The sequence below is a fragment of the Neisseria perflava genome (assembly GCF_019334725.1).
Taxonomy (GTDB): Bacteria; Pseudomonadota; Gammaproteobacteria; order Burkholderiales; family Neisseriaceae; genus Neisseria; species Neisseria subflava_A.
In genome coordinates this window covers 923,896-941,112 of record NZ_CP079818.1, presented here as the reverse complement: position 1 = coordinate 941,112, position 17,217 = coordinate 923,896, and the positions used below count along the sequence as shown (strand labels likewise).

Annotated in this window: 16 protein-coding genes; 11 read left to right on the top strand and 5 right to left on the bottom strand. The window is 50.1% G+C overall.

The features are described 5' to 3' along the window. Nucleotides 1–158 precede the first annotated feature (158 nt). Both rpsO and LPB400_RS04495 read left to right on the top strand, forming a co-directional pair. The gene (gene rpsO / locus LPB400_RS04500) at nucleotides 159–428 is read left to right on the top strand and encodes a 30S ribosomal protein S15 (RefSeq protein ID WP_003679932.1); all 270 of its coding nucleotides are present in this window, start codon (nucleotides 159–161) and stop codon (nucleotides 426–428) included. Between the two features lie 176 nt (nucleotides 429–604). Beyond that, nucleotides 605–2,698, top strand: coding sequence for an AsmA family protein (locus LPB400_RS04495; protein WP_219089695.1), 2,094 nt, complete (start codon nucleotides 605–607; stop codon nucleotides 2,696–2,698). 267 nt (nucleotides 2,699–2,965) lie between these two features. Here the strand turns inward: LPB400_RS04495 and ubiD are convergent, their stop codons facing one another. Continuing rightward, nucleotides 2,966–4,444: a 4-hydroxy-3-polyprenylbenzoate decarboxylase gene (ubiD, locus tag LPB400_RS04490; RefSeq protein WP_219089554.1), complete on the bottom strand. Its 1,479-nt coding sequence runs from the start codon at nucleotides 4,442–4,444 to the stop codon at nucleotides 2,966–2,968. A 249-nt stretch (nucleotides 4,445–4,693) separates the two neighbouring features. On the opposite strand from ubiD, the gene LPB400_RS04485 reads away from it, so the two are divergent. The 7 genes from LPB400_RS04485 to trmA all read left to right on the top strand — a co-directional run bounded on the left by LPB400_RS04485 (nucleotide 4,694) and on the right by trmA (nucleotide 12,842). Beyond that, nucleotides 4,694–5,356, top strand: a complete 663-nt coding sequence (locus tag LPB400_RS04485; RefSeq protein WP_219089552.1) for a DedA family protein — start codon at nucleotides 4,694–4,696, stop codon at nucleotides 5,354–5,356. 66 nt (nucleotides 5,357–5,422) lie between these two features. Next, nucleotides 5,423–6,406 carry an asparaginase gene (locus LPB400_RS04480; RefSeq protein ID WP_219089549.1) on the top strand — a complete coding sequence of 328 codons (984 nt, stop codon included), beginning with the start codon at nucleotides 5,423–5,425 and terminating at the stop codon, nucleotides 6,404–6,406. A gap of 13 nt (nucleotides 6,407–6,419) precedes the next feature. Continuing rightward, nucleotides 6,420–7,187: a TatD family hydrolase gene (locus LPB400_RS04475; protein WP_219089547.1), complete on the top strand. Its 768-nt coding sequence runs from the start codon at nucleotides 6,420–6,422 to the stop codon at nucleotides 7,185–7,187. A 287-nt stretch (nucleotides 7,188–7,474) separates the two neighbouring features. Then, nucleotides 7,475–8,743 (top strand): Nramp family divalent metal transporter, encoded by a 1,269-nt coding sequence (locus tag LPB400_RS04470; protein WP_219089544.1) that lies wholly within the window; start codon nucleotides 7,475–7,477, stop codon nucleotides 8,741–8,743. Nucleotides 8,744–8,898: 155 nt separating this feature from the next. Beyond that, nucleotides 8,899–9,975: a peptide chain release factor 1 gene (gene prfA / locus LPB400_RS04465; RefSeq protein ID WP_049329850.1), complete on the top strand. Its 1,077-nt coding sequence runs from the start codon at nucleotides 8,899–8,901 to the stop codon at nucleotides 9,973–9,975. Nucleotides 9,976–10,136: 161 nt separating this feature from the next. Continuing rightward, on the top strand, nucleotides 10,137–11,639 hold the full coding sequence (pta, locus tag LPB400_RS04460; protein WP_070843404.1) for a phosphate acetyltransferase: 1,503 nt from the start codon (nucleotides 10,137–10,139) through the stop codon (nucleotides 11,637–11,639). Between the two features lie 117 nt (nucleotides 11,640–11,756). Then, nucleotides 11,757–12,842: a tRNA (uridine(54)-C5)-methyltransferase TrmA gene (gene trmA / locus LPB400_RS04455; protein ID WP_003745788.1), complete on the top strand. Its 1,086-nt coding sequence runs from the start codon at nucleotides 11,757–11,759 to the stop codon at nucleotides 12,840–12,842. Between the two features lie 69 nt (nucleotides 12,843–12,911). Here trmA and LPB400_RS04450 read toward each other — a convergent pair whose 3' ends face one another. Then, on the bottom strand, nucleotides 12,912–13,952 hold the full coding sequence (locus LPB400_RS04450; RefSeq protein ID WP_003745786.1) for a zinc-dependent alcohol dehydrogenase family protein: 1,041 nt from the start codon (nucleotides 13,950–13,952) through the stop codon (nucleotides 12,912–12,914). Nucleotides 13,953–14,114: 162 nt separating this feature from the next. Between LPB400_RS04450 and mutY the strand changes: the two genes are divergently transcribed. Beyond that, nucleotides 14,115–15,149, top strand: coding sequence for an A/G-specific adenine glycosylase (gene mutY / locus LPB400_RS04445; RefSeq protein ID WP_003745785.1), 1,035 nt, complete (start codon nucleotides 14,115–14,117; stop codon nucleotides 15,147–15,149). A 6-nt stretch (nucleotides 15,150–15,155) separates the two neighbouring features. Here mutY and LPB400_RS04440 read toward each other — a convergent pair whose 3' ends face one another. Continuing rightward, the gene (locus LPB400_RS04440; protein WP_003745784.1) at nucleotides 15,156–15,512 is read right to left on the bottom strand and encodes a hypothetical protein; all 357 of its coding nucleotides are present in this window, start codon (nucleotides 15,510–15,512) and stop codon (nucleotides 15,156–15,158) included. A 3-nt stretch (nucleotides 15,513–15,515) separates the two neighbouring features. After that, entirely contained in the window at nucleotides 15,516–15,713 is a 198-nt protein-coding gene (locus LPB400_RS04435) for a zinc-finger domain-containing protein (protein ID WP_003745781.1), read from the bottom strand. A gap of 113 nt (nucleotides 15,714–15,826) precedes the next feature. On the opposite strand from LPB400_RS04435, the gene LPB400_RS04430 reads away from it, so the two are divergent. Further along, on the top strand, nucleotides 15,827–16,321 hold the full coding sequence (locus LPB400_RS04430) for a DMP19 family protein (protein WP_219089693.1): 495 nt from the start codon (nucleotides 15,827–15,829) through the stop codon (nucleotides 16,319–16,321). A gap of 63 nt (nucleotides 16,322–16,384) precedes the next feature. Here LPB400_RS04430 and LPB400_RS04425 read toward each other — a convergent pair whose 3' ends face one another. Then, nucleotides 16,385–17,158, bottom strand: coding sequence for a M48 family metallopeptidase (locus LPB400_RS04425; protein WP_003745777.1), 774 nt, complete (start codon nucleotides 17,156–17,158; stop codon nucleotides 16,385–16,387). Nucleotides 17,159–17,217 lie beyond the last annotated feature (59 nt).

The window sequence follows — 17,217 nt, the reverse complement described above, 5'->3', positions numbered from 1 at the left end:
CTTTTTTTGGCCGTCTGAAAAGATGTGGCGCACAAAGACAAATTGTGGCATAATCCGCCCGTCTTTATAAAAAGGCGCTTAGGAGTTTGCTTAGGTCGTTTGGCTTGGCAAACTTGTCCGAACCTGAAAAGGTTCTTTTATTTTCGGAGTTATCCATCATGGCATTGACCGTAGAACAAAAAGCACAAATTGTTAAAGATTTCCAACGCAAAGAAGGCGATACCGGTTCTTCTGAAGTACAAGTCGCTCTGTTGACTTTCCGTATCAACGACCTGACTCCTCACTTCAAAGCCAACCCTAAAGACCACCACAGCCGTCGCGGCCTGTTGAAAATGGTTAGCCAACGTCGTCGCCTGCTGTCTTACCTGCGCCGTACTCAGCCTGATACTTACCGTACACTGATTACCCGCCTGGGTCTGCGTAAATAATTTATGCTTAAAATCAACACCGCCTTTAGGCGGTGTTTTTATTCATATTCCCATGCCGTCTGAAACACAGGCTCACTCTGTGTTATACTTCCACACGCTTAAGCAGCAAGGCTTAAACTCCCAATCACTCCTTAAAGCTCCCATCAAAGCGAGAATCTGAATTGTCTGTTCATTCCATGTTGCACTCAGGAAAATTTTGGCTGAAAACCCTGGTTTTCGGCATTACCGCGCTTTTATGCCTCGCGGCGGTATTGAGTGCCTTAATGTTCCGCATATTCAACACAGAAAACATCGACGCATTCATACAAAAAAACTTTTCCGCCCATGGCTGCCAAATCAAATACAACGCCACTATCGGCAGAAAATGGCTGCCGCGTCCCACGCTAATCTTAAAAGACCTCAGCCTTTCCTCTTCCGAACCTGACACACCGACGCTGAACATCGCCGAATCCAAAATGGGCTTTGGCTGGAGCAGCCTATGGTCGAATGCACCCATACTTGAGAAATGGATTCTTTTAAACCCGACACTGACACTGGACTCAAAACACCATCTGCCCGCCTGCCTGCAACAAGACCCATCGTCAAAAGAAAGTTTTCAGCTCAACCGCATCATCATCAATAACGGCAGCATCCGCTATCACAATAAAGAGCAAGATATTGCCTTAAACGATCTGCAATTTTCCCTGCGCAGAGCTGATTCAGACGGCCGTCCATTCGATATCAGCGGCACACTGCAAAACATCGGCAACCCCATCAGTTGGCAAGGTGCCGGCCATCTTCTACAAGATGATGCCGGCTGGAGCGTTCCCGCCCTCAAATTAAACCTGCAAACCGTATTACTCAAAAACAAGCTGGATGCCCAAATCGCAGGCAGCCTTAATTGGCAAAACCGAACCGCCCTTTTCCGCGACTTCAACCTGCAAGCCGAAAGCGACTATCAAAACTTGCATATCAATGCACGTTCTCCCCTTTTGCAGTTTAAAAACGGCTATTTGCACCTCAATACACTCAACGGCGCATTGACCGCCGGCAGCGAAAACAACCAATGGGACGGCTCATTCAAACTGGACAAAGCCAACCTCTACGCAACCGTTTTGACCGCCGCCAATTTTGAACTCAAAGGCAGCCATAAAAACGACCGCCTCCAAACCAACTTTACCTTTTCCAGCCCGTTGGTTTGGCAAAAAGGCAAAGGCATCGATGCACCCAAACTGCACCTCAGCACCCTGCAAGACACCATCAACCGCCTTCCCCGTCCACGCTTCATCAGCACACTCGAAGGGCAGGCCAACTTCAGCCTGAATACATGGGAAGGCCGTCTGAAAGGCGCATTTGACAGACAGGCCCTCGCCTTGGCCTTTAAATACCAACGCGATGCCCAACCGCGTCCGCACCTTGACGCCGGTATCGCCTTACAAAAACTCAATCTGACCCCTTACTTGGAAGACCTGAAAACCCAGCCATCACTGAATCTTCCTTCCCTGTTAGCCAAATCCTGGTTGCCCGACATTGAGGCCAACCTCCAAATCGGCAGCATTCAAACTGCCGGCCTGCAATTAGAAAACATCGAATCCCTGCTCACCGCCGATAAAGAACATATCGCCCTGCACCGTTTCAAAGCCGGGCTTTATGGCGGCAAAACCGAGGGCGGCCTGAGTATTGCGGCGACCCAACCTGCTTCCTACCACCTTCAGCAAAACGCAAAAGGCATACAAATTCAGCCGCTGCTGCAAGACCTGTTCGGTTTCCACAGCTTCAGCGGCAGCGGCGACGCCGTTATCGACATTAAAACCACCGGCAACGACCGCGCCCAAATGATACAAGCCCTAAACGGCAGCCTGCTCCTCGATATTACCAACGGCGCATGGCACGGCATCGATATGGACAGCATTCTGAAAAACGGCATCTCTTCGGAAAAAATCGACAACAGCAACCTCAAAACCCCTTTCCATCATTTCATCCTCAATAGCGAAATCGAGAAAGGCATCAGCCATCACATCAACACCGAACTGTTTTCCGACAGCCTGCACGTTGTCAGCAGCGGTTATACCGATTTGAATACCCAAAAGCTGTCCGAAAACCTGCTTATCAGCAATGTACTGCAACCCAAAAACAAACCGATTCCCCTCAAAATCGGCGGAACCGTACAAAACCCTTCCATTACCCTTGATTACAGCCGCTTGACCAATGGCATGAATACACCTGCAGAAAAACAAAAAGCCCTGCAAGAAACCATACAAGAACAATGGAAGTGGCTCAAACCACGCTAAGTTTTCAAATTAAAGGCCGTCTGAAACCCAAAAAGTTTCAGACGGCCTTTTAACAGATGTATTGTCAGAATAAGATGTTTACTTAGGAATGACCATATACACAATCAGTGCAACAATGACGGCAGACCATACGGTCAACATTATCAAGCCTTCTTTGGAGAGTTTTCTTTTGCTCCAATCGAGCCTCAATATTTCTACCGTACCTTCAAACATTGCCCCAATCATTTCCATCACGATTTGAAGTATAAATTCCAATAGAAATGACATCTACAAACCCAAACGCTCCCAAATCTCATCGATTTTGGCCGTAACGTCAGGGTCTTTTTTGATCACCCGTCCCCATTCGCGGTTGGTTTCGCCCGGCCACTTGTTGGTCGCATCCAAACCCATTTTGCCGCCGAGTCCGCTGACGGGGCTGGCGAAGTCGAGGTAGTCGATGGGCGTATTTTCCATCAAAACGGTATCGCGAACAGGGTCCATGCGCGTGGTGACCGCCCAGATGACTTCTTTCCAGTCGCGCACGTTCACATCGTCATCCACCACGATGATGAATTTGGTGTACATAAACTGGCGCAGGAACGACCAGCAGCCCATCATCACGCGCTTGGCGTGTCCGGCGTACTGTTTTTTCATGCTGACCACCGCCATGCGGTAGGAGCAGCCTTCGGGCGGCAGGTAGAAATCGGTGATTTCGGGGAACTGTTTTTGCAAGAGCGGTACGAACACTTCGTTCAACGCCACGCCCAAAACGGCGGGTTCATCGGGCGGTTTGCCCGTGTAGGTGGAGTGGTAAATCGGGTTTTCACGCATGGTAATGCGCTCGACCGTAAACACAGGGAAATGATCCTGCTCGTTGTAATAGCCGGTGTGGTCGCCGTATGGTCCTTCCAGCGCGGTTTCGTTTGGATGGATGACACCTTCCAACACGATTTCTGCGCGTGCGGGTACTTGCAAATCGTTGCCGATACATTTCACCAGTTCCGTCCGCGAACCGCGCAGCAGTCCGGCAAACTGGTATTCGCTCAAGGTATCGGGAACGGGCGTTACCGCGCCCAAAATGGTGGCAGGGTCGCAACCGAGGACAACGGCGACGGGATACGGCGTATCGGGGTTGAGTTTGCGGAATTCCTGATAATCCAACGCGCCGCCGCGATGCGACAGCCAGCGCATAATCAGCTTGTTCTTGCCGATTAATTGCTGGCGGTAAATGCCGAGATTTTGGCGTTTTTTGTTTGGTCCGCGCGTAACGGTCAAACCCCATGTTACCAGCGGCGCAACGTCTTCCGGCCAGCAATGTTGAATCGGAAGTTGATACAAATCAACATCTTCACCTTCCCACACGATTTCCTGACACGGCGCGTTTTTCACCACGTTCGGCGCCATACTCCAAATATCTTTCAGCAATGGTAGTTTAGAAAACGCATCTTTAATGCCTTTGGGCGGTTCGGGTTCTTTCAAATACGCCAGCGTCTGTCCGATTTTGCGCAACTTGGACACACTGTCCGCACCCATGCCCAACGCCACGCGTTCGGGCGTACCGAACAGATTCGCTAAAACAGGATAATCATAACGCGTACCGTCAGGCTTAATCGGGTTTTCAAACAACAACGCCGGCCCTTCGGCACGCAGCACACGGTCGGCGATTTCGGTCATTTCCAAATGCGGCGACACCGGATGCTGAATGCGCTTGAGTTTGCCATCAGCTTCCAATCCGGCGATAAATTCTCGCAAATCTCTGTATTTCATGATTTCATTTTCCTGAACAGGCCGTCTGAAAACAGACTGCCATTTCGGGTTTGAAAGATAAACCAGCGGCTATTGTACCTGCCAAATCCGTCCATATCCCAACTTTCCGCATCCGAATTTCCATATTTTTTGCAAACTACCGTCAAATTTGAACAATATCTGCTTGTGATTGCTTTCAGACGGCCTTATCTTTGGTAGAATTCCAACTTAATCCAGTCATCAATCAATATCTATCGTGGGACGGCGGCCATGTTTGCATTTTTAGAATCTTTTTTCGTTGAATACGGCTATGCGGCCGTGTTTTTCGTTTTGATTATTTGCGGCTTCGGCGTACCGATTCCTGAAGATTTGACGCTGGTAACCGGCGGCGTAATCTCCGGCCTGGGTTATACCAACTCGCATATTATGTTTGCCGTCGGTATGCTCGGCGTATTGGTAGGCGACGGCTTTATGTTTGCGGCCGGCCGGATTTGGGGACAAAAAATCCTTAAATTCAAACCGATTGCGCGCGTGATGACGCCTAAACGCTATGCCCAAGTACAGGAAAAATTCGACAAATACGGCAACTGGGTTTTATTTGTCGCCCGCTTCCTGCCCGGCCTGCGTACCGCCGTTTTCGTGACTGCAGGCATCAGCCGCAAGGTTTCCTACCTGCGCTTTATCCTGATGGACGGTTTGGCCGCGCTGATTTCCGTTCCGGTTTGGATTTATTTGGGCGAATACGGCGCACGCAATACCGACTGGCTGATGAAAAAAATGCACAGCCTGCAATCCGGTATCTTTGCGGTACTGGGCATCGGCGCCGTCATTATCGGCTGGATTTGGTGGAGAAAACACCGCCGCCATACCTTCTTCCGTGAAAAATTACACGAAAAACGTGCTGCAAAAGCCAAAAAACAAACCAATCAATAAACCATTCCAGGCCGTCTGAAACACTTCCCCGCTTTCAGACGGCCTCAATCATTCATCAGAAACACCATGAAACAAAAAATCTTCGTCCTCTACACCGGTGGCACCATCGGCATGACCCAAAGCAGCGCCGGCCTGCGTCCCGACACCGCTCTCGTCGATAAAGCCCTTACCCCCTTTTCAGACGGCCTTGATTTCGAATGGCACGTTTGCCAGCCGCTCATCGATTCTTCCGCAGTAACGCTGCAAAACCAACGCGACTGGTTGGAGCTTATTATCGCCAAGCTGCCTGACTATGAAGGCATTTTGGTGCTGCACGGCACGGATACCATGGCATACACTGCCAACCTCTTCGCCCTTTCGCTGCAAGGCTTGGACAAACCCGTTATCCTGACCGGCTCGCAATGGCCTTACGATGCCGCCAACAGCGATGCGCCGCGCAACCTTGCCACCGCCGTTTCCGCTTTCTCGCTCAAACTCAAACAAGTGGTGATTGCCTTTGACGGCAAGCTCTTCCCATCCGTCGGCAGCAGCAAGGTCAGCACCGAGACCGCCGCAGGTTTTGACAACCTGCATTTTGGCACGCTCGCCGAATGGGAGGAAAACAAAGGTTGGCACAATATCCGTACCGCCCCGACCGAACATTCAGACGGTCTCAAACCGCATCTTCCAAATCCTGAAGCAAAAGTTTCCGTCCGCACGCTGATTCCCGGTTATGCCGCGCAAGAACTTTCAGACGTCCTGCCCCATCTTTCCACTCAAGCCCTAATCCTACAAAGCTACGGCCACGGCAATGCGCCGAGCAACGATGCGTTTGTCCGAGCCGTCCAAGCCTTTACGCAACAAGGTAAGTTGCTGCTCAACATCAGCCAAGTGCCGCAAGGTTGTGCCGCCGCCGTCTATGCCCAAGGCGATGCTTTGCGTCAGGCAGGTATCATCAACGGCGGCAAATGCAATCTCGAAACCGCCACTGCGCTGATGACCCTCGCCGTATCTCATGACTGGAATGCAGATAAGGTGCAACAAGAATTACGACAATTAAATCTGCTGTAAACCGCCATTAAACATGACTTTCACCGACACCCACTGCCATCTTGCCGACCCCAAACTTGCCGATACGCTGCCTGCAGTGCTTGCCGATGCGCAAGCCGCCGGCGTGGCGCGTTTTATCGTACCGGCTACGTCCCCCAAGGATTGGCATTCCGTTGCGCAGTTGGAAAGGCCGTCTGAAAACATCCATATTGCTTTGGGCATTCATCCATGGTTTTCAGACGGCCTCAACGAGGCAACATTCCAAGAGTTAGAGTCCGAATTAATCCAGCATCCGCAAGCATGGGTTGGCGAAATCGGCTTGGATTTTTATGGCAAAGAGCAAACCCAAGCACAACGCAACACGCAAACCGAAGCCTTTATCCGACAACTCATCCTCGCCCAAAACTTCAACCGCCGCGTCATCATCCATAATCTGAAAGCCACCGCCGCCATTGCCGCCGCCGTCAAAACCACCGGTTTCACGCAAGGCGGTATCGTTCACGCCTTCTCCGGTAGCGTAGAAGAAGCGCGGATCTTGGTGAAACTCGGCTTCAAAATCGGCATAGGCTCGCTGTTGCTCAACCCGAATGCCAAAAAAATCCGCGTTGCCTTACAAGCTTTAAACGACACGGACTTTGTTCTCGAAACCGACAGCCCTTTTATGCTCGGCCATGAAACCAATACACCAGCCAACATCCGACGTATCGCCGAAATTGCCGCTGAATTGCGCGACGTACCACTGGCGCAACTATCTGAAATAACCGAGCAAAACGTGGATTCCCTGCTCCATACTTCCCCTTAATATACCGACCTCAAGGCATCAAAAAGCCTTGCCCTGCCATTTCGTTTCCAAACCGACACACTCTGCTCTCCCTACCCCATATTCATGAATAAAAAGCGATACAAGGCCGTCTGAAAAAATGTTTTTGGCACAAAATATCGTTCATTACACCATTTCAGCTTTTTAAAACCGTATTTTTCCTTTGATTGATAAAAAGTATTACGCATATTATTGGGCAAACTTTTTATTTACGTTAAAATATGCTTCTTTTTGATAATAAGGCCGTCTGAAATAGGCGGAAAATACTTATGGCAGAACAACATACACACTCCTCTACCTGGCAGAGCAAAATTAATGCCCTCGGCCCGGGCATCATGATGGCTTCGGCAGCGGTCGGCGGCTCGCACCTGATTGCCTCCACGCAGGCAGGTGCGCTTTACGGCTGGCAGCTTGCGCTGATTATCATTCTGACCAACCTGTTCAAATACCCATTTTTCCGCTTCAGCGCACATTACACGCTGGACACGGGCAAAAGCCTGATTGAAGGCTATGCCGAAAAAAGCCGCGTTTATTTGTGGGTATTTTTGATTTTGTGTATTGCATCGGCAACGATTAATGCCGGCGCGGTCGCTATCGTTACCGCCGCCATCGTCAAAATGGCAATCCCATCACTGACTCTCGATACCGGCATAGTGTCCGCCCTGATCATGGCTTCTTGCCTGTTGATTTTGGCAAGCGGCCGCTATAAAGCGTTGGACAACGTTTCCAAAATCATCATCGTCAGCCTGACCATTGCCACTGTCGCCGCGGCAGCCGTGGCCATGTCCCGAGGCATGCAGATGAAACCCGACTTTATCGAGCCTACCCCTTGGACGCTGGCCGGCTTGGGCTTCTTAATCGCACTGATGGGCTGGATGCCTGCGCCGATTGAAATTTCCGCCATTAACTCTTTGTGGGTAACCGAAAAACAACGCATCAACCCTTCCAGCTACCGCGACGGTATTTTCGACTTCAACGTCGGCTACATCACCAGCGCAGTGTTAGCGGTCGTCTTCTTGGCCTTAGGTGCCTATGTTCAATACGGCAACGGCGAAGCCGTACAAATGGCCGGTGGCAAATATGTTGGCCAACTGATTAATATGTACGCCGTTACCATCGGCGACTGGTCGCGTCCACTAGTGGCATTTATCGCCTTTGCCTGTATGTACGGCACCACAATTACCGTAGTAGACGGCTACGCGCGCGCGATTGCCGAACCGGTACGCCTGCTGCGCGGTAAAGACAAAACCGGCAACGTCGAACTGTTTGCTTGGAACGTCTGGGTCGCAGGCTCAGGCTTGGCCGTGATTTTCTGGTTCAACAGCGCGATGGCAGAGCTGCTCAAATTCGCCATGATTACTGCCTTCGTTGCCGCCCCTGTGTTCGCTTGGCTGAACTACCGCCTCGTCAAAGGCGACAAACGCCACAAACTGACCATGGGCATGAATTTCCTTGCCATTATCGGTTTGATTTACTTGACCGGCTTTACCGTTTTGTTCCTGCTGAACCAAACAGGCATCTTGGCTGCTCCTAAATAAGCCCATATGAAAAAGGCCGTCTGAAACTCAAAAACAAGTTTCAGACGGCCTTTCCAATCCATCATATCTTGTTGAATTTTCATTCAAACCCATTATAATGACTCCTTATTTCGCCGTTGCAGACCACTCGACGGCATCCGTATTTTGGAAAATTTATGAAGCCGTCTATCTTAGAAAAACTACAACAACTCAGCGACCGACTGGAAGAAGTCACGCATCTGCTCGGACAGCCTGAAGCCACGTCCGACATGGACAACTACCGCAAACTCACGCGCGAACACGCCGAACTGACCCCCGTGGTCGAAGTGTTCCAAAACTATCAGCTGGCGCAAAGCGACTTGGCGGATGCCGAAGAAATGCTGTCCGACCCTGAAATGAAAGACTTTGCCGCCGAAGAAATCGAAGCGGCCAAAGCCAAAATCGACGAACTCGATACCGAATTGCAAAAACTGCTGCTGCCAAAAGATGCCGATGACGACAAAAACATCTTTATCGAAGTGCGCGCTGGTACCGGCGGCGACGAAGCCGCGCTGTTTGCAGGCGATTTGCTGCGTATGTACAGCCGCTACGCCGAGCGCAACCGCTGGCAGGTTGAAATCGTTTCCGCCAACGAAAGCGAATTAGGCGGCTATAAAGAAGTCATCGCCCGCATTATCGGCTTGGGTGCATACAGCCGTCTGAAATTTGAATCCGGCGGCCACCGCGTGCAACGCGTTCCTGCCACCGAAAGCCAAGGCCGTATCCACACTTCAGCCTGTACCGTTGCCGTCATGCCCGAAGCAGACGAACTCGAAGACATCGAGTTGAACCCCGCCGATCTGCGCATCGACACCTTCCGCGCATCCGGTGCCGGCGGTCAGCACATCAACAAAACCGACTCCGCCGTCCGTATTACCCACTTGCCGACAGGCATGGTGGTCGAATGCCAAGACGGCCGCAGCCAACACGCCAACAAAGCGCAGGCGATGAAAGTCCTCGCCGCCCGCTTAAACGATGCGCAAAAACGCGAAGCCCAAGCCAAAGAAGCCGCCGAACGCAAATCCCTGATCGGAAGCGGCGACCGCAGCGAACGCATCCGCACCTACAACTACCCACAAGGCCGCGTGACCGACCACCGCATCAACCTTACCCTGCACAAACTGGATTTTGTAATGGACGGAGATTTGGAAGAAATCACCAATGCCCTGATTGCCGAGCATCAAGCCGAGCTTTTGGCGGCAATGGGGGATTGATGGATTTGGTCCATTGCGTTTATACTTTTCAGACGGCCTGATGACATATGTCAATATGACCGTGAATATATTAAAGAAACTTCAATCCTGAAGTGTTAAAATGCAGCACCAGCTGCGCCCCAGCAACACCCTTCTACAATTAACGAAAGAGAGGACACAAAATGGCAAAAATCCTGATCGCACCGGTATCTACCGGCCTGAGCGCCGATGCTGCGGCAAAAGCATTTGCAGCGGCATTGAATGCGCAAGTTTTCCAAGCCGTTGACTCCACTACAGAAGCCCTGTTGGCTCAAGGCAAGAGCGATGACTGGTTTGACGCACTTGTCGGTAAAGTTGCAGCATTGAACGCAGATAACCTCGTTATCGAAGGCATCACTCCTGATGCAGACAAATTGTTCTTGGCAGGCAAAAACGTCGAATTGGCGTTGTCTTTGGACGCAGGCGTTGTATTGGCGCTGAAATCCGACAATACTGACGCGGCCGCCATCGCCCAACAATTAAACCTCACCAAACAGCTCTACACCAACTCCCCGGGCTTATTGGAAGGTTTCATCATTGACGGCGCAGCCACTGCTTTAGGCGCACAAGTTGCCGAGCAAACCGGCCTGACTTTCTTCGGCTCCAGCGACAAACTACAAGACGTATCCGCTTTGGCCAAACGCGAAGCCAAACGCCTGTCTCCAGCTCAATTCCGTTACAACCTGATCGATTTCGCACGCAAAGCCGATATGCGCATCGTCCTGCCTGAAGGTGCAGAACCACGTACCGTCGCTGCCGCTGCTATCTGTCACGAAAAAGGCATCGCCCGTTGCGTACTGTTGGCGACCCGCGAAGAAGTTGAGGACGTAGCGAAAGAGCGCGGCATCTCCCTGCCTGATTCTTTGGAAATCATCGATCCTGCTTCTTTGGTTGAGCAATACGTCGAGCCAATGTGCGAATTGCGTAAATCCAAAGGCCTGACTCCTGAAGATGCACGCAAACAGCTGCAAGACACTGTCGTACTCGGCACCATGATGATGGCTCAAAACGACGTGGATGGTTTGGTTTCCGGCGCAGTCCACACTACTGCCAACACCATCCGCCCTGCCCTGCAACTGATTAAAACCGCTCCGGGTGCAAGCCTTGTATCCAGCGTATTCTTCATGTTGCTGCCTAACCAAGTATTGGCATTCGGCGACTGCGCGGTTAACCCGAACCCAACGCCTGAACAACTGGCCGACATCGCCATCCAATCTGCCGACAGCGCCAAAGCTTTCGGTATCGATCCAAAAGTAGCCATGATTTCCTACTCTACCATCAACTCGGGCAGCGGCCCTGATGTCGATGCAGTGATCGAAGCAACCAAACTGGCTAATGAAAAACGCCCTGATTTGGCCATCGAAGGTCCGTTGCAATACGATGCGGCTACCGTTCCATCTATTGGCCAATCCAAAGCTCCGGGCAGCGCTGTCGCTGGTCAAGCAACCGTTTTGGTTTTCCCAGACCTCAATACCGGCAACTGTACTTACAAAGCCGTACAACGCAGCGCCAACGTCCTGAGCGTAGGTCCGTTATTGCAAGGTTTGCGCAAACCGGTTAACGACTTGTCCCGCGGCGCATTGATTGAAGACATCGTCTTCACCATCGCCCTGACTGCCGTTCAAGCCAAACAAATGCAAGGCTGATTGACAAGCTGATGCTTTGAAATCAAAGGCCGTCTGAAACCAATGTTTCAGACGGCCTTTCGTATCTTTGCACCAACTATATTATAATTCGCCATTATTTTCTGAAAGACTGCCCTGATGACTGCCTACCAGCAACAACTAGCCGATAAAAAGCAATATCTTCAGCAACTTTTCCAAGGACTGGATTTCCCTGAAATCGAAGTCTTTGAATCTCCGGAACAGCATTACAGAATGCGTGCCGAGTTCCGCATCTGGCATGAGGGCGGCGAAATGTTTTACGCCATGTTTGAGCGCGGGCAAAAGGCAAGCGGGGCAAGCCTGATTCGTTGCGACCAATTTCCTGCCGCATCCGAATCCATCAATGCCTTGATGCCGAAACTGATTGAAGCCGCATCCAATCATCCCGAGCTGAAAAACCGCTGGTACGCCGTCGAATTTTTGTCCACTTTAAGCGGCGAAATGCTGGTAACCATGATTTACCACAAGAAGCTGAACGAAGCATGGCAACAAGCCACGCAAGAGCTGGCGCACAATTTGGGCATCCACATCATCGGCCGCAGCCGCGGACAAAAAATCGTATTGAGCCAAGATTTTGTGACCGAAGCATTGGAAGTCAACGGCAAAACCTTCTGCTATCGTCAAATCGAGGGCAGCTTTACCCAACCCAATGCCCAAGTGTGCCAAAAAATGCTGACGTGGGCGTGTAATGCAGCACAAAACTTAGGCAAAGACCTGCTTGAGCTGTACTGCGGCAACGGCAATTTTACCCTGCCGCTTTCACAACATTTCAATCAGGTGCTGGCAACCGAAGTTTCCAAAACTTCCGTCAACGCCGCCCAATGGAATATTGAAGCCAACCAAATTACCAATCTTAAAATCGCCCGCCTGTCTGCGGAAGAGTTTACCGAGGCCTACACGCAAAACCGTGAATTCCGCCGCCTGCAAGAACAAGGCATCGACTTGAAAAACTATGACTTTTCAACTATTTTTGTCGATCCTCCACGCGCCGGTGTTGATGATGAGACGCTCAAATTGGTGGCCCGATTCGACAACGTCCTCTATATTTCCTGCAACCCTGAGACCCTGCGCGCCAATCTCGACACGCTCTGTCAAACCCATACCATTGAACGCGCCGCCCTGTTCGACCAATTCCCATTTACCCACCATATCGAAAGCGGCGTTTGGTTGAAGAAGAAAAAATAAAACCATACAAAAAGGCCGTCTGAATGTTCAGACGGCCTTTAATTAACGGCATATTAAGCGATTTTCAAATCAATCCGCTTCCAAAACTACTTTCATGGCTTGGTTTTCAGCAGCGTGTTTGAATACATCGTAAGCTTTTTCCAATTCGCTGAATTTGAAATGGTGGGTCATCATTTTGGTGTAATCTACTGAGCTGCTGGAAATGGCTTTCATCAGCATTTCGGTGGTATTGGCGTTAACCAGGCCGGTAGTAATGGCAAGGTTTTTAATCCACAGTTTTTCCAGTTTGAAATCAACGGATTGACCATGTACACCGACCACTGCGATATGACCGCCGGGTTTCACGATGTCTTGACACATATTCCAAGTCGCAGGGATACCGACCGCTTCAATGGCGCAATCTACGCCGTCTTCGCCGACGATAGCGGTAACTTGCTTGCTCACATCACCGGAAGCAGGGTTGATGGTATGGGTCGCGCCCAATTCTTTCGCCAGTTTCAAGCGGTTTTCATCCATATCGCAAACGATGATGGCGGCAGGGCTATACAGTTGCGCAGTCAGCAACGCAGACATACCGACAGGGCCGGCACCGGCGATGAATACGGTATCGCCAGGTTTCACATCGCCATATTGCACGCCGATTTCGTGGGCGGTAGGCAAGGCATCGCTCAACAGCAGGGCAACTTCTTCGTTGACGTTGTCAGGCAGCGGAACCAAGCTGTTGTCGGCATAAGGCGTACGGACGTATTCGGCTTGCGTACCGTCGATCATATAGCCCAAGATCCAACCGCCGTTGCGGCAGTGTGAATAAAGTTGGATTTTACAGTTGTCGCAAGTACAGCATTTGCTGACACATGAAATAATGACTTTATCACCAACTTTGATGTTTTTTACAGCGTCGCCGACTTCTTCTACAATACCGATGCCCTCATGACCGAGAATACGACCGTCGGCAACTTCAGGGTTTTTACCCTTCCAAATACCCAAGTCAGTACCGCAAATCGTGGTTTTAACGATTTTGACGACTGCATCGGTCGGATCGATAATTTGAGGACGAGGTTTTTCTTCGAAACGGATGTCGTTTGCGCCATGATAAACCATTGCTTTCATGTGAATCTCCTTGATCGGTTAATAAACTTTAACAATACAGCGTAAATCCACGTTAACTATATTTATATACCCCTCCACCAGATAAGTCAATCCTGACTATTATTTCGTATGTTATAGTGTAACACTATGTTTTAAAAATGAATAATTAAAAAGTAAATATTAATGAACACACCCACATCCTTCGCGCGACGACTCATCGATTGGCAACGGCTGCATGGCCGTCACAACTTGCCTTGGCAGGTCAAAGACCCTTATTCCGTCTGGCTTTCAGAAATCATGCTCCAACAAACACAGGTTGCTACCGTATTGGACTACTATCCGCGTTTCTTAGCCAAATTCCCAACCGTGCAATCGCTTGCCGCTGCGCCGCAAGACGAGGTTTTATCCTTGTGGGCAGGCTTGGGCTATTACAGCCGCGCACGCAACCTGCACAAAGCCGCGCAACAAGTCATCGGACAATTCGGCGGTATCTTTCCATCCGAACGCAAGGACTTGGAGTCGCTCTGCGGCGTAGGCAGAAGTACCGCTGCCGCCATTTCTGCCTTTGCTTTCAACCGACGAGAAACCATCTTGGACGGCAACGTCAAACGCGTTCTCTGCCGTGTCTTTGCCCAAGACGGCAATCCGCAAGATAAAAAATTTGAAAATTCGCTTTGGACACTTGCCGAAAGCCTGCTGCCGTCTGAAAACGCCGATATGCCTGCCTATACACAAGGGCTGATGGATTTAGGCGCAACCGTCTGCAAACGGACAAAACCTTTGTGTCATCAATGCCCTATGGCAGACATCTGCGAAGCAAAAAAACAAAACCGCATTGACGAGCTTCCCCGCAAAAAAACTGCTCCCGAAGTGCAAACCCTACCGCTTTACTGGCTGATTATCCATAACACTGACGGCGCATTATTGCTTGAAAAACGCCCTGCCAAAGGCATTTGGGGCGGTCTGTATTGCGTACCCTGTTTTGAAAAATTAGACGATTTGTATGCTTACGCCGAACGCTTCGGCATTATTTCAGACGGCCTTGAAGAACAAACCACGTTTACCCACCGCCTAACCCACCGTTTATTGATGATTACCCCTTTTCAGACGCAACAAAGGCCGTCTGAACATCTTTCAGACGGCCTTTGGGTATCATTGGAACATTTGGCGGATTATGGTTTGCCCAAACCTTTAATCAAATATTTGACTAAAGGCTAAACCGCCCTATTCCACAATCTCTTTAAATACAACTTCTTTTCCGCCGCGAATCAGTACGGCAAACCCGTCGCCAATCTGCCAACGCGAGCTTGGATTGGCGTACTCGACGCCCTGACTCCGCAAGCGGACTTGCACCAGTTTCTCAACCGTATTGCCTTCACGCAGCTCAACCATCATCGGGCTGTGGCTGTTGATATAAATTGCAGTAATCGTCCGACCTTGTGCGGATTGATAACGGACAGAATACGTCTGCGCCTGTGCAATGACCGGTAACGGCGCGTCAGGGCGCACGGCCTTATACGAGCCGCACGCAGCGCACAAACTCACGCACAAAGCGCAGATGATTTTGTTCGACATAGACATAGATTAGTAATGATGATGCGGAATCTCGCCATCAAGACGGTAATAAGTGCCGCAATACGGGCATTCAATCTCACTATTGGACTGAATCGGCAAGAACACGCGCGGATGGCCGTTCCATGTTTCATGATTAGGGCCGGAGCAATGCAGCGGCAAATCCTGCGGTTTGATGACTACAACGTTTTTTTCAGACTGTGTACTCATGGTTTGGTTCCTCACTATGTTTTCTTATCTTCCGATATTGTAAAGCAAAACGGCTGCTAGGTTCAGACTGAAAACATTATATAATCACTTTTTTCAGACGGCCTTTGATGATGATGACTACCCTGCTCCGCCTTCAAGATTTCGATACTTCCGATTCCGCCTCATTTCTTTATACACTCAGCGCAGCCTATTTGGACCACACCGAACAGGCAGGCGACGAGGAAATGTCCGGCCTCAACGACGAACAGCATACATTGACCGCCCTTTGCTACCTCGACAGCCAAGTTCAAGAAGGCGGCTTCGTACAGCTTATCGCTTCAGGATACGGAGAATACATCTTTGGCAACCCGGTTGCCGACAGCCTGCGCCGCTGGCGCATCAAACCGATACCGAAAATCTTAGACAAAGCCAAAGCCTTGTACGAAAAACACGGCAAAGCCATTGAAAAAATGGCAGACGAACAACGAAATTTTGACGAAATCCGTAAAAACTTCCCTGATTTTGAAGAACTCGACGGCGATTATTATGATGTTGTCGATGAAGACTTGGAAACCGCAGCAGCGTACGTTCAGGCAAATTGGGATAAATTTGCCAAACTGTCAGACTGAAACCATAAAATTTTGCCGGTTTGAATCATCTGTTCAAACCGGCAAAATCATCAATACATCGAATTAACGCTTGTTTTTCTGATAAATCGGCATTACTTCAGGCAACATTTTACGGATTGCATTGATACGCGCCTGATTGGTCGGGTGGGTCGACAAAATAGACAATGAGCTGCCGCCCTGTACTTTGTTCATTTTTTCCCACACGCTTACCGCAGCCTCAGGGTTGTAGCCTGCTTCAGCCATCAAACGCACACCGCCGGCATCCGCTTCGCTTTCCTGATGGCGTGAGAACGGTTTGGTTGCCAACAAATCTGCACCCAAGCCGACCAAATCACCATCCACACCGGTTGAGCTGGCCAAAATCGAACCGCCCAAGCCGGTCAATACTTGTCCGCCCAAGGCTTTTTTACTGTGTTCCAACAGAGCATGGGTCATTTCATGGCCGACAACGGCGGCAATTTCATCATCAGTCAGCTTCAATTTCTCTACTATACCGGTGTACACGGCCATTTTACCGCCTGGCATTGCCCATGCGTTCATTTCATCACTGCGGATAACGTTCATCTGCCAGTTGAAAGGCACGCCGGTTTTGTTGGCGCGCTCAGCATGAGGACGCAGACGTGCAAACACGCGTTGAACGCGTTGAGCAGTTGGAGATGAAACATCCAAAGCTTTTTGACCACGCGCGTTTTGAATGACTTGTGAGTAACTTTTGGCAGCATCTTCATTCAAAGTCGCAGTATCATAGCCAACCATATCCGCTACAGAAGTACAGCCGGTCAACGCCAAAATCACACCCATACCGGCCCAATATTTTTTATTCCATTTTTTCAACATGTTTTCTCTCTGTGTTTTAAAATTAATGTAACGACATTGTACCCAAATTTAATACCCTT